The sequence below is a fragment of the Arsenophonus sp. PmNCSU2021_1 genome (assembly GCF_036919435.1).
Taxonomy (GTDB): Bacteria; Pseudomonadota; Gammaproteobacteria; order Enterobacterales; family Enterobacteriaceae; genus Arsenophonus; species Arsenophonus nilaparvatae.
This window is the reverse complement of record NZ_JAZHPL010000004.1, coordinates 413,926-427,405: the sequence shown is the minus strand read 5'-3', so window position 1 is coordinate 427,405 and position 13,480 is coordinate 413,926. Positions and strand designations below refer to the sequence as shown.

The window sequence follows — 13,480 nt, the reverse complement described above, 5'->3', positions numbered from 1 at the left end:
CTCGTTACAGTTCTATTTCACGGCCATTAACAATGGTTTTGCGGATGATGAAGTCGTGATCAAATACGATAAGGTTTGCAACTTTATCTTTTTCTATGCTCCCAAGTTTTTTGTCGACACCAATAGCACGAGCTGGATAAAGTGTGGCCATTCGTAATGCTTCATCTAATGCAATACCTACATGTTCAACGATATTTTTGACAGCATCTATCATCGTTAAGGATGAACCGCTTAATGTACCATTTTTATCAACACATAATCCATCGCGATAATATATGGTTTTACCAGCAAAGGTAAAATAATCCATTTCACTGCCATTAGAATCCAGGCCAGCAGGTGCGGTGGCATCTGTTACTAGAACTAATTTATCGCCTTTTAATTGTTTACTGTCACGAATATTCGCCCAGTGAACATGTAACCCATCGGCAATAATTCCTGCATATACATGAGGAGTGTTGTAAATAGCACCCACTAATCCCGGGGCTCGACCTGAAATAGCAGGCATGGCATTGAAAAGATGGGTTGAGAATTGAATACCTGCCTTGAAGCCATTTTGTGCTTCTTCATAAGTGGCATTGGAATGGCCTGCTGAAACAACAATACCGGCTTCAACTAATTGGTGAATATATTTTTCTGCAACTATTTCTGGTGCTAAGGTAATTTTAGTGATCACATCGGCATTTTGACATAGATAGTTGATCATTTCGGCAGAAGGCTGACGAATATATTCAACATTGTGGGTACCTTTTTTGACTGGGTTAATGTAAGGCCCTTCAATATGTAGCCCTAATGCTTGGTTTTTATATTTGGCCAGGTAGTCACGCATCGTCTCTATTGCTGTTTTAATCAGTGGATCAGGGCTGGTGATCAATGTAGGCAGGAAGCTGGTACAGCCATTTCGTTCATTTGCTTTTTGCATAATTTCCAGCGTCTGAATAGAGATATTTGCTGGATTATCATTGAACTGTACACCACCGCAGCCATTAACTTGTAGATCAATAAATCCCGGCGCTAGGATCGCATTTTGTAAATCATGAATTTCAATATCCTGAGGTAATTCTGCAATTGGACAAACTTGTTTTATCTGTTTTTTTTCAATAATAACTGCATGATTGTCCAGTCGTCATAACCTGTGTAAATAATGCAGTTGATTAATGCATACATGATATTTTACTCTTCTATAATGGCTAAAAATAGTATAATTTATCGAATTTTTGGTTTATTATATTGAATTTTGCTATTTTAATTTAACTAGCAAATTGATTAAATGATGTCAGATTCTAATTGACAAAAATATTTTAAAGTTTTTACTTTTAGCTCAAGGGTTGCTGGTTCATCACAAACTAAAGCCGATTTTGCATGCATTTGTAGGCAGCTAATCGTCCACATATGGTTAATCGAACCTTCGACCGCAGCCTCAACGGCTAATGCTTTATTTGCACCGGTTGCTAAGATTAAAATTTCTTCCGCATCAAGTAGGGTTCCTACCCCAACAGTGACAGCATATTTAGGCACCCTATCAATATTGTTATCAAAAAAACGAGAATTTGCCTGTCGGGTTTCTGGTGTTAGCGTTTTGATCCGGGTGCGAGAAGAAAGAGATGAAGCAGGTTCGTTGAAGGCAATATGGCCATCACTACCAACGCCTCCCATAAATAGATGTATTTTACCATAAGACTTAATTTTATCTTCGTAACGTTTGCATTCAGCGTCGATATTTTTTGCATTACCGTCGAGTAAATTAATATTATTTTTTGTAATATCAATATGGTTAAACAGATTTTCATACATGAAAGTATGATAGCTTTGTGGATGATTTTTTGGGATGCCGACATATTCATCCATATTAAAAGTAACTACATGTTTAAAACTAATTTTACCTGCTTTATAGAGATTAATTAGCTCATGGTAGGTAGCTAGTGGTGTTCCGCCTGTGGGCAGCCCTAATACAAATGGATGTGTAGCCGTTGGATTAAATTGATTAATTTTGTTTGCAATGTAATTGGCGGAAAAAAGACCGACATCTTTTGCTGTTGTTAGAGGAATAAGCCTCATTATTTTTTTACCTCACTTAATTTTGTTTCATATCAGCTATATTTTAATAATTTTGTATTATTCTTTGTTATTACTTGAGTTTTTATAACTCAAAGATTGTCTATTTATTAACGCCTGAATTCTAGTACAATAAGATATTTTTCATGAAAAAAAAGGTTTTTTGTTTAGCCACTATTTTAATCAAATAACAGGGTCATATTTAGACTTTTATCACAACTTTAGCTGATATAATTTGTGATGCAAAATAATTGGGTCTGAATTACTTAATGATAATATATGCAAAAAATTGAATATTTATAATATTTAGCAATAAGATCTCAGTAATGAGGTTATTCAAGGGGAAAACATAGTGAATGTGTTAAGTTATTTACAGCGAATAGGCCGTGCTTTGATGGTGCCTGTCGCTGTGCTGCCTGCCGCTGCGATTTGAATGGGGCTCGGTTATTGGATCGATCCTAATGGCTGGGGAGCTAATAGTACTATTGCTGCTTTACTGATTAAATCGGGTTCAGCAATTATAGATAATATGTCAATATTATTTGCAATTGGCGTTGCGTATGGTTTATCAAAAGATAAAGATGGTTCGGCGGCATTAACCGGTTTTGTCGGTTTTTTAGTGGTAACAACCCTATGTTCACCAACGGCTTATTCGATGATTATGGGTATTGCTATCGAGCAAGTTCCTGCAGCATTTAGTAAAATTAATAATCAGTTTGTTGGGATATTGGTTGGTGTATTGGCGGCGGAACTTTATAATCGCTATGCGGTGTCGAGTTACCGAAAGCATTGTCGTTCTTTAGTGGCCGCCGTTTAGTACCTATATTGACTTCATTTTTGATTATCCTGTTATCTTTCGTTCTGATGTATGTTTGGCCATTTATCTATAATGCATTAGTACTGTTTGGTGAAAATATTAAAGATTTGGGTTCATTAGGTGCCGGTATTTATGCTTTTTTTAATCGTCTATTAATCTCGGTTGGATTACATCATGCATTAAATTCAGTATTTTGGTTTGATGTGGCGGGTATTAATGATATTCCTAACTTTTTGGCTGGCGCTAAATCGTTAGCTACAGGTTTAGCCGAAAAAGGTATTACTGGGCGTTATCAAGCTGGATTTTTCCCTATCATGATGTTTGGTTTGCCTGGTGCGGCATTGGCCATTTATCAGTGTGTTCGTCCTGAAAATAAAGCAAAAGTCGCAGGTATCATGATGGCAGGTGCTTTCGCCGCCTTTTTTACTGGGATCACTGAGCCGCTCGAATTCTCATTCATGTTTGTGGCGCCGGTTCTTTATGTCATTCATGCTCTATTAACTGGATTTTCTGTTTATATTGCAGCTGCAATGCACTGGATATCGGGTTTTGGTTTTAGTGCTGGTTTAGTCGATATGTTACTGCAGAGTCGTAACCCATTAGCAGTGCATTGGTATATGTTGATTTTCCAAGGGATAATTTTCTTTTGTTTATACTATGTCATATTTCGCGTTGTGATTAATAAGTTCAATTTAATGACCCCAGGTCGTGAAATAATCAACGACTATCAAGCCGTTGATGATTATGACAAAGATATCACCACCAGTGCTAAGGATATTACCCATGAAGCATACCAATATCTTGCGGCGGTGGGCGGAACCGATAATTTAACAGTAATCGATGCCTGTATTACTCGTTTATATTTAGGTGTAAAAGCCGTTGATATTGTTAATGATGACTTGGTAAAAAAACTGGGTGCATCAGGCATCATTCGTTTAAATAAACATAGTGTGCAAATTATTGTTGGAACCCCGGCAGAAATGATTGCGGAAGCAATGAAAAAGATTGCCGCACGAGAAGTTGTTGCACCGTTAAATTTTGTTGAGAAAGATAATCGACAGTCAGCAGTAAAAGTAAAAAATAAGCATGTGGGGCAAACAATTTTAACGCTGGTGGCACCGGTTAGTGGTGAAATTTATTCCCTTGATGAAGTTCCGGATGAAGCTTTTGCTAGCCGCATTGTCGGTGATGGTTTAGCGATTAAGCCAACGAGTGGTGAGGTATTAGCGCCTGTATCCGGTAAGATTGTGAAAATTTTTGCTACCAATCATGCTTTCTGCATCGAGACAAATGAAGGTGTTGAAGTGATCGGTCACATGGGTATTGATACTGTAACGTTAAAAGGGCAGGGTTGTGAGCGTTTAGTTGAAGAAAATAGTGATGTAAAGGTAGGTCAGCCTATCCTGAAATTAGATCTCGATTATTTGGAACAGCATGTATGAGCTTTTTATTGATTAAATAAAGCCTAATAATATATGTTAATAAACGGTTGTTTCTAATTCGGATATCGTAGATGATAAAAGCGTTATTAACATGCTTTTGCATTGAGGAGCTATGACAATGAATGAGGCAGATACTCGCCCAACAAATTTCATTCGCCAGATTATTGAAGAAGATTTGGCTACAGGTAAGCATACTCATGTATATACCCGTTTTCCACCTGAACCTAATGGTTATTTACATATTGGTCATGCCAAATCAATCTGTTTGAATTTTGGTATTGCAGAGGATTATCAGGGTCAATGCAATTTGCGTTTTGATGATACTAATCCAGTTAAAGAAGATGTTGAATATGTTAATTCCATTCAAGAAGATGTGAAATGGTTAGGGTTTAGTTGGAGTGGTAACGTAAAATATTCGTCAGATTATTTTGATGACCTATATCAATATGCTATTGAGCTGATTAAAAAAGGCTTAGCTTATGTTGATGAATTAAGTCCCGATGCTATTCGTGAATATCGCGGAACTTTAAGGCAGCCAGGTAAAAATAGTCCATATCGTCATCGCACTATTGAGCAGAATTTGCAGCTATTTGACAAGATGCGAGCGGGTGGATTTGAAGAAGGAAAGGCCTGTCTACGTGCTAAAATTGATATGTCATCCTCTTTTATTGTCATGCGCGATCCGGTGTTATATCGAATAAAATATGCTGAACACCACCAATCGGGTAATAAATGGTGTATTTATCCAATGTATGATTTTACTCATTGTATTTCGGACGCATTGGAGGGGATTACCCACTCACTTTGTACCCTGGAATTTCAAGATAATCGCCGATTATATGATTGGGTATTAGATAATATTACCATTGATTGTCATCCAAGACAGTATGAGTTTTCGCGTCTAAATCTTGCCTATACGGTGATGTCAAAACGTAAACTAAATCAGTTAGTGGCGGAGAATAGGGTTGAAAACTGGGATGATCCCAGAATGCCAACCATTTCAGGTTTACGTCGTCGTGGTTATACGGCAGCGTCGATTCGTGAATTTTGTCGGCGTATTGGCGTGACTAAGCAAGATAATACTGTTGAAATGGCAGCATTGGAATCTTGTATTCGTGATGATCTAAATGAAAATGCACCACGGGCAATGGCGGTCTTAGATCCCATAAAGTTAGTGATTGAAAATATGTCTGCTGATGAGCAAATGCTGACGATGTATAATCACCCTAATAAACCTGAGATGGGCGCTCGACAAGTGCCATTTAGTCGGGAACTTTATATCGATCGAGCTGATTTTCGTGAAGAAGCTAATCGGCAATATAAGCGCTTAGTTTTGGGTAAAGAAGTGCGTTTACGAAATGCTTATATTGTACAAGCTAATCGGGTTGATAAAGATGCAGAAGGCAACATTACCACGATTTATTGTACTTATGATGCTGATACATTAAATAAAGATCCTGCTGATGGACGTAAAGTCAAAGGGGTTATCCATTGGGTCAGTGCATCACATGCCTTGCCAGCAGAGATCCGATTGTATGATCGCTTATTTACTGTGCCTAATCCTGCCGCAGAAGAGGACTTTTTAGCTACCATTAATCCTGATTCTTTAGTGATTCGCTATGGGTTTGTTGAACCAAGTTTAATTACCGCGCAACCGGGAAAAGCTTATCAGTTTGAACGCGAGGGTTATTTTTGTGCAGATAGCCATGATCATACAGCTAAGCAGCTGGTATTTAATCGCACTGTAGGCTTAAGAGATAGTTGGGCAAAAATAGCAAGCTAAGAAATTACCCCGTTAAGAGTTATGGTAAAAAGCGTGGTTTATAGCCACGCTTTTTATTAAAAAATATCGTCATTATTGTTCACGAGATATTTTTATTAACAGAAAAATGGCTTTCTGTTATAAATTTTTATTCGTTTAGAGCAAGTCAAAAAAATATGTAGTCAATATCCTTATCAAAAAAATCAATTGGTTACTAACAAGGATGTTATATCATGCTTAAGTTTATTAATTGATCTCTTCCAATAGAAAAAGCGGTTTTACAAGCAGAACTGCAAACGATATCACCTAAGATCAATTTCACCTGTCCATTAAAAAGTATTTATAACAGTGATGCCTTTATATCGGTACAAAGACGAGCCTGTACATAAATTTGTGTAATTGCCTGATTTTGATATGTTCAATCCAGCATCAAATGAAGGTTAATTTATGGACGAAAAACAATTGCAGGCTCTGGCTAATAAATTGGCCAAAAATCTCAAAACCCCTGACGATCTCAGCCAGTTCGATCGTCTGCTGAAGAAAATCAGCGTTGAGGCGACTCTCAACGCCGAAATGTCCCACCATCTGGGCTACGATAAAAATCAGCCCAAACCGGTTGCCAACTCCCGCAACAGCTATTCCACAAAGACCGTTATCACCGGCGATGGTCCTCTGGAACTACGCACTCCGTGCGATCGTGACGGTTCTTTCGAACCGCAACTGGTGAAGAAAAACCAGACCCGGATCACCGGGATGGATAACCAGATTTTATCGTTGTACGCCAAAGGGATGACCACCCGCGAGATAGCGGCTGCGTTCAAAGAACTGTATGACGCGGATGTCTCACCGGCGCTGGTCTCGAAGGTCACCGATTCCGTGATGGAGCAGGTTACCGAATGGCAAAATCGCCCACTGGATGCAGTCTATCCTATTGTTTATCTTGACTGTATCGTCCTGAAGGTCCGGCAGGACAGTCGCGTTATCAATAAATCCGTGTTTCTGGTCCTGGGTATCAACATCGAAGGTCAGAAAGAACTGTTGGGTATGTGGCTGGCCGAAAACGAGGGCGCGAAGTTCTGGCTCAGTGTGCTGACAGAACTAAAAAACCGTGGTCTGAACGATATCCTCATCGCCTGTGTCGACGGTCTGAAAGGCTTTCCGGACGCCATCAACAGAAGCAGGCCAGCAGGCGCTGGAAGCGTTCGCCAGCGCATGGGACAGCCGCTACCCGCAGATAAGCCGGAGCTGGCAGACAAACTGGGCCAACCTGGCGACGTTCTTCGCTTACCCGGCATACATCCGCAAGGTGATCTACACAACGAATGCCATAGAGTCGCTGAACAGCGTGATCCGGCATGCCATCAAAAAGCGTAAGGTGTTCCCGACGGATGACGCAGTGAAAAAGGTGGTGTGGCTGGCAATCCAGGCGGCGTCACAGAAATGGACAATGCCGCTGAGGGACTGGCGTATGGCGATGAGCCGCTTTATTATCGAGTTCGGTGACCGCCTGGACGGTCACTACTGAGAAAAGGCATTTACACAGAATCGTGTACAGGGTCTGAATTGGCAAGGTTTGTGTCTAAAATGACTAATATAACCTGAGTTCGGGATAAGCATTATCAATTATACTTGAAGATACGTACCTGCAACAGGTATCTTTGGTTTAGATGGCATTAAACAATATGCAACCAGTCCGCCTAATAAATTCACTACAAAGTTAGCCGGAGAGCGATGTCGCGTATGCTCTATTTGACAAAGATTTTTTAACTCATCAAATACCGTTTCAATGACAGAACGATGACGCAAGATGGCTTTGTCGAAACAAGTCTGTTTAATAGGCTTCATTTTCTTCTTGATATTCGTTATAAGGCTAATTCCCATCGTTTTGAGTTGCTGTTTCAGTGAAGCCGATAAATACCCTTTATCTGCGTACAAACAACCAGAAAGATCCTTTGTCAGCTCAGGCAATGGTTTCCGATCATCGGTGTTTCCTGGTGTGAGTCGAAAACTGAGTATTTCCCCCAAATGATTGATAATTACATGAAGCTTGAAACCAAAGAACCAACCTGTTGAATTTTTTCCCCGTTCAGCTATCCCATTGAAGACTTTATGTCTGCGGATCCGTAAGTTATCACACACCGCTATCGGAGTAGAATCGGCAACCGATAGCCCCGTGCATTTTCCCTTAATTGACTCAAACAGTGCCGTTAACGCTAAGGCACTACGCGGAAGTAACTCTACACAGCGTGAATAGGATGGCAAGTTAGGAAATTCCTTCCGGAGATATAAGCGGACATAATAGAGATAAAATACCTTGAATTGCCTGAATCGGAGTTGATGAAACAACACAACCAGTGTCATCATTTCCGCCAACGAAAGCTGAGTAGACCGTCTACGACGCTTAGTACCGTTAGTCAGCAAATATTCATGCATTTTTGGCTCGAAGTCTTTGCAAAAATCATCCATCAGGCAATAAAGTTCAGTAAGATTTTCCATAATTGTTTAACAATGCTCTACTCTTTAACCAGACTGTTAGAGTATTTTAACAAAACAGGCTCATTCAACTATTTGAATATCAAGACTTTCTCTTTATTTCTTATCCCGAACTCAGGTTAATATAAAACTTTATCCACAAGATGGTCTATTAGAAGATAGTCATACTGGATTGGTGGCTTATATCTTTCGCAATAAGGTTGAGCGGGAAATTCGATTGGTATTTGGTGGTGTTCCAGCTTGCTATAAGCAGGCTGCGCAATTAATGCATAATCTGCAACAACTGGTTCAAATGGATGGGGAATGGAATGGATACAGGCTTTCAACCAGTGGTCATTCATTAGGTGGTGGTTTAGCTGCTTATGCAGCCCTGAAGGTATCTAGCAAAGAAAATGTTATTTTGGCGGAATGTTTTAGCAGTGCTCAATTTGGCCGATGTTTACAGCGCGATTTGTTAAAGCAACATGGTAGTTTAGATTTAGAGAAGGCTATGCATAATGTCAATCATCATTATGTCGAAGGTGATGTTATTCCGAAGATGGATAAATTTTTTGCGGTTGATCATATTGGTAAAATTAATATTATTCCCCAAGCAACGAACAAAAAAGACAACTTTTTAGCGGCACATTCAAATTATGTCAGGCATAGTCTTATTTATGCGCTACAAACTTGAAAATAAAAGGAGAAATTGGACTGCAATTCTCCTTTTATTTTTAACTGATTAATAACAAAAATAGTAATAGGCTGTGTTATTTTTCTTCTTTACTATTGCGGGCAGGGTGGCCCAAATCGTTTTCATCACAATGATCTTTTTTGGAGCAATGTCCATATAGATAGAGACTGTGATTAGAGAGCTTGATGCCATGACGTTCCGCAATATTTTTTTGTCGTGTCTCAATGGATTCATCGCTGAATTCAATGACTTTACTACAATCCAAGCAAATTAAGTGATCATGGTGATGTTGTTGTGTCAACTCAAAAACCGATTTACCGCCTTCAAAATTATGGCGAGTAACAATACCTGCGTCATCAAATTGATTTAGAACACGATAAACCGTTGCGAGGCCAATCTCTTCCCCCATATCAATGAGTTTTTTATAGAGATCTTCCGCACTGACATGATGGCATTCAGGCTCTTGTAATACCTCTAAAATTTTTAAACGTGGAAGTGTTACTTTAAGCCCTGCATTCTTCAATGCTTTATTGTTGTCGGTCATGGGGATCCTACCTTGTTGCATTAGCAGTGAATTCAATAATATCAAAACATCGTTAACAGTAGTATACTGTTTATTTCAAACTAATTTTACAATTATATATGTCACAATATCATTACACAATTTGCAGGAATTATCATATACAAAAAATATTGACAGCTATCAATCGATAATAGCTTGTAAATTTAGCTCTTCAGATATTTGTTTTACCCAGCTTTCCACTCGCTCAGCGGTTAGTTCCGGCTGCCTGTCTTCATCAATGGCAAGGCCAATAAAGTTAGAGTCATCAGCGAGCCCTTTTGATGCTTCGAAGTGGTAACCTTCTGTTGGCCAATGGCCAACAATGATAGCACCATTAGGTTCAATAATCTCTTTCACAGTACCCATAGCATCACAGAAATATTCCGCATAATCTTCTTGATCGCCACAACCAAAAATAGCTACTAGCTTATTGGTAAAATCAATTTCTTCTAATGTCGGAAAGAAGTCATCCCAATCACACTGTGCTTCACCATAATACCAGGTAGGAATACCGAATAGTAAAATATCAAATGCTTCAATATCCTCTTTACTGCTTTTAGCAATATCATGAATTTCAGCGCCGCCAAGGGTTTCTTGGATCATTTTGGCAATATTTTCTGTATTGCCAGTATCACTGCCGAAGAAGATACCTATGATTGCCATAAAGTAAATAAACCTCTTAATTTTAATTTGAGTTGTTTTGTTATCTTATCGTTATTAACAGTAGTAATAGCAAAGATAATAACGATTGATTAATAAATAATTAAATAACCGTTATTTTGACGAAAATAACGGCATAATTCTGTCAATTTTGTGTGTTTTAGGCAAAATAAACCAGTAAAATTGCAATTCATCGGTTTTTCTTTGCTAATTGTGTCAGCAATATTTGTTCTATTAATTCACTACGGCTTATTTTTTGTTCTTGAGCTAGCATATTTAATGCCGCAACAGCACGCTCATTGATTTTTAGTTCGACACGGCGTAAACCTTTGCTTTTATCACGTTTTAACTGATTACGTTTATTAATTTTTAATTGTTCATGTCGAGATAAAGGATTGGTTTTTGGACGCCCTGGTCTAGGTTCATCGGCGAATAAATCCCGGGTTGTGCGATCAGTCTGCTCTTTTGCCATAAATTTAAATGTTGATGGAAATTTGCTAGTTACTTAAACCAATCATACCCTAGCATGATAACTATCGCTACTAACAGATAAAATATACTCAATTGATAAAGCAGCCTATTAGTGAGTAACTGAAATTAGCAATAGCCAGTAAAACGTATAAAAAGTGATCTTACTGGCGACTGGCGTTATTTTTAAGCGTTAATTTTTGTTATTGTTCCTATTTGTTGATGCCAGAGTTGAGCATAAAACCCATTTAACTTGAGTAGATTATCATGGCTATCGAATTCAATCACTTGACCTTCATTAATCACACAAATTTTATCAGCATGACGAATGGTATTGAGGCGATGGGCAATACTAATAACAGTTCGACCAGCAGACAAATAATGCATATTTTTCATGATAGCGGCTTCTGAATCATAATCTAGTGCAGAAGTGGCCTCATCAAGAATTAAAATCCGTGGTTGTGTTAACAGGGCTCGGGCAAGTGCTATACGTTGCCGTTGTTCTCCTGATAAATTCATACCTCTCTCTGCTAACTGCGTATTGAAACCTTGAGGAAGTTGTTGAATAAAATCCAGTGCGCCTGCTATTTGTGCTGCCTGGGTCATGGCTTCGTCAGAAGCTGCCGGTTGGCTTAAGCGGATATTATCTGCTATCGAGTCTGCAAACAAAATACTTTCTTGAAGTACTACACTCATATTAAGACGTAAAGCAACGGGATCGGCGACAGCCAGATCCATACCATCAATAGTAATTTGACCCTGCTGAGGAACATAAAGTCGTTGTAATAACTTTGTTAAGGTACTTTTTCCTGATCCTGAAGGGCCTGTGATACCGATAAATTGTCCGGCCTTAATTGACAAGGATAGGTTCTGCAATACTTCTGGCATGTCGTTAGCATAACGAAATCTGATATGATTAAATTCAATATTACCATTAATAGATGCTGTATTGGCTAACCCCTTTTGGCCAAATTCAGTAGGTTCATCAAGAATATCACCAACACGTTTAAGGGCTATAAGGGTATGCTGAAAATCTTGCCATACTTGCGCCAGGCGAAGGATCGGTTGAGTAACATGTGCGCTAAGCATATTAAAAGCAATTAATTCTCCAGGACTAAGTTGGCCTTGCATAACGGCTTTAACACCAAACCATAATAGAATATCAGTAGTTATTTTATTGACCAGTGTAATAATTTGACTGGCAATGATACTGCTTTTTTGTACCTGAAAGCTTTTTTGTAATTGGTGACTTAAGATTTTTTGCCAGCGTTGTAAAAACCTATTCTCGGTGGCGGTTGTTTTAACGGTTTCAATACCCGTGATTGTTTCAGTCACGAGTTTCGCACAAAACTAATTTGGGTACGCTAATAAAACACGGATTTGCTCAGTAATAGCACTTTTGATTACGTCCCAATTTTGTTGATAAAAGGTTATTTTTTCAGATATACGACGTTTATGTTGTTCAAACCACGCAGAAATAGCGAGAAAAATATGATTTCTTTGCGCTCGGCTCGTGCGAGCCTGACAGCGTTCAATACCACAGTTTTGTTTAACTTCTCGATGATAAACTTCAACAGACCAACGGGCATCCATGATAGATTTGAGGTATTGACGGGTGGGATTCTCTTTGTTTGTTACTATGTAATCAATACGGCCGTTTTTGGCTGTAAATTTGAAAACGGTTACCCAACCATATCCTCGCAAGTGTATTGACGTTCCTTCTTCTGAGATGTCTAACTTGTTCAGTTGTTTGTTATGGTTAACAATCCTATTTTTCCTCAGCGTGTTTACCCAGATCCAACCATGAGAGCGAATTGATTTCAGGTTATCCAGGCTAGAATACCAAGCATCCATCACTACGGCTTCTGGCATGATCCCTCTTTTTTTAGCAAGAGTGAGCATTTCGGAAAAGTGCGTGTTTTTTGTTTTTCCATCAGAATCTTTATCATACACGAGTTTCGCACAGGCCTATAAAATTCTAGAAAGGGCTTAAAAGTAATGATTAATCTGCAAGTTACTGAAATGCATAAATTTACTTAATTTACAATAAGTTATATTTAATTTATAAGGTTTTATCTATTTACATATTATGCTGAATTAAACTTAAAAATAGAGCGTTTTTTTATTGGTGCGAAACTCGTGTCATAAATAAGATAATTGATAGGAATTGATTCAACCTTCGTCAGATCATGCCAAAGCAAATTAACTAAACCTATGCCAGCAATAACATCATGTTCATTACCTGAATATTGATAATGGACCATCTCTATTTTTTTACTACGTGTTTTGGCAATCAATGTATCATCGGCAATTAGTACGCAAGGGCTTTTTTTGTCTATAGAAGGTTCAACTAATCGCCATAGGTCTTTAGGTCTAAAACATCTACTTTTTAGCCATCGGCTAACAGTGTCATGAGATAAAGGCGATGGGCTTACTTCTGATAACGCTAAACCAGAGTATCTTAAACTGCTTACTTGTAAGAATGTTTTATAGATATCTTTAATACATGGATAACCCGACAAAATATGAACACCCTGATTTTTTCTTGTTT

The 13,480-nt window shown here is 38.5% G+C and carries 7 protein-coding genes and 6 pseudogenes; 4 read left to right on the top strand and 9 right to left on the bottom strand.

The window, feature by feature from the left end; translation table 11 throughout:
* Positions 1-4: 4 nt before the first annotated feature.
* Together nagA and nagB are read right to left on the bottom strand one after the other, a co-directional pair.
* Positions 5-1,164 (bottom strand): annotated as a pseudogene (gene nagA / locus V3224_RS06735) (N-acetylglucosamine-6-phosphate deacetylase).
* A gap of 99 nt (positions 1,165-1,263) precedes the next feature.
* Positions 1,264-2,055: a glucosamine-6-phosphate deaminase gene (gene nagB / locus V3224_RS06730; RefSeq protein WP_334469471.1), complete on the bottom strand. Its 792-nt coding sequence runs from the start codon at positions 2,053-2,055 to the stop codon at positions 1,264-1,266.
* A 430-nt stretch (positions 2,056-2,485) separates the two neighbouring features.
* On the opposite strand from nagB, the pseudogene nagE reads away from it, so the two are divergent.
* The 3 genes and pseudogenes from nagE to V3224_RS06715 all read left to right on the top strand — a co-directional run.
* Positions 2,486-4,296 (top strand): annotated as a pseudogene (nagE, locus tag V3224_RS06725) (N-acetylglucosamine-specific PTS transporter subunit IIBC); the annotation flags it as partial.
* Between the two features lie 133 nt (positions 4,297-4,429).
* Positions 4,430-6,094, top strand: a complete 1,665-nt coding sequence (glnS, locus tag V3224_RS06720; protein ID WP_334469469.1) for a glutamine--tRNA ligase — start codon at positions 4,430-4,432, stop codon at positions 6,092-6,094.
* 426 nt (positions 6,095-6,520) lie between these two features.
* Positions 6,521-7,598 (top strand): annotated as a pseudogene (locus V3224_RS06715) (IS256 family transposase).
* A gap of 98 nt (positions 7,599-7,696) precedes the next feature.
* On the opposite strand, the gene V3224_RS06710 reads toward V3224_RS06715, so the two are convergent.
* On the bottom strand, positions 7,697-8,569 hold the full coding sequence (locus V3224_RS06710; protein ID WP_334467716.1) for an IS982 family transposase: 873 nt from the start codon (positions 8,567-8,569) through the stop codon (positions 7,697-7,699).
* Positions 8,570-8,741: 172 nt separating this feature from the next.
* Between V3224_RS06710 and V3224_RS06705 the strand changes: the two genes are divergently transcribed.
* Positions 8,742-9,239 (top strand): lipase family protein, encoded by a 498-nt coding sequence (locus V3224_RS06705; RefSeq protein WP_334469467.1) that lies wholly within the window; start codon positions 8,742-8,744, stop codon positions 9,237-9,239.
* A gap of 76 nt (positions 9,240-9,315) precedes the next feature.
* Here V3224_RS06705 and fur read toward each other — a convergent pair whose 3' ends face one another.
* The 6 genes and pseudogenes from fur to V3224_RS29805 form a co-directional block, all read right to left on the bottom strand.
* The gene (fur, locus tag V3224_RS06700; protein WP_334469466.1) at positions 9,316-9,783 is read right to left on the bottom strand and encodes a ferric iron uptake transcriptional regulator; all 468 of its coding nucleotides are present in this window, start codon (positions 9,781-9,783) and stop codon (positions 9,316-9,318) included.
* 159 nt (positions 9,784-9,942) lie between these two features.
* The gene (gene fldA, locus V3224_RS06695; RefSeq protein WP_334469464.1) at positions 9,943-10,464 is read right to left on the bottom strand and encodes a flavodoxin FldA; all 522 of its coding nucleotides are present in this window, start codon (positions 10,462-10,464) and stop codon (positions 9,943-9,945) included.
* A 187-nt stretch (positions 10,465-10,651) separates the two neighbouring features.
* Entirely contained in the window at positions 10,652-10,933 is a 282-nt protein-coding gene (gene ybfE / locus V3224_RS06690) for a LexA regulated protein (protein WP_032116243.1), read from the bottom strand.
* Positions 10,934-11,115: 182 nt separating this feature from the next.
* Positions 11,116-12,264 (bottom strand): annotated as a pseudogene (locus V3224_RS06685) (ATP-binding cassette domain-containing protein); the annotation flags it as partial.
* A 15-nt stretch (positions 12,265-12,279) separates the two neighbouring features.
* A pseudogene (locus V3224_RS06680) lies at positions 12,280-12,882 on the bottom strand (transposase); the annotation flags it as partial.
* Positions 12,883-13,082: 200 nt separating this feature from the next.
* Positions 13,083-13,451: pseudogene (locus tag V3224_RS29805) on the bottom strand (IS701 family transposase); the annotation flags it as partial.
* Positions 13,452-13,480 lie beyond the last annotated feature (29 nt).

Bases quoted from the DNA above. Each gene is read 5' to 3' on its own strand.
- nagB (WP_334469471.1), bottom strand. From the start codon at position 2,055: ATGAGGCTTATTCCTCTAACAACAGCAAAAGATGTCGGTCTTTTTTCC.
- glnS (WP_334469469.1), top strand. From the start codon at position 4,430: ATGAATGAGGCAGATACTCGCCCAACAAATTTCATTCGCCAGATTATT.
- V3224_RS06710 (WP_334467716.1), bottom strand. From the start codon at position 8,569: ATGGAAAATCTTACTGAACTTTATTGCCTGATGGATGATTTTTGCAAA.
- fur (WP_334469466.1), bottom strand. From the start codon at position 9,783: ATGACCGACAACAATAAAGCATTGAAGAATGCAGGGCTTAAAGTAACA.
- fldA (WP_334469464.1), bottom strand. From the start codon at position 10,464: ATGGCAATCATAGGTATCTTCTTCGGCAGTGATACTGGCAATACAGAA.
- ybfE (WP_032116243.1), bottom strand. From the start codon at position 10,933: ATGGCAAAAGAGCAGACTGATCGCACAACCCGGGATTTATTCGCCGAT.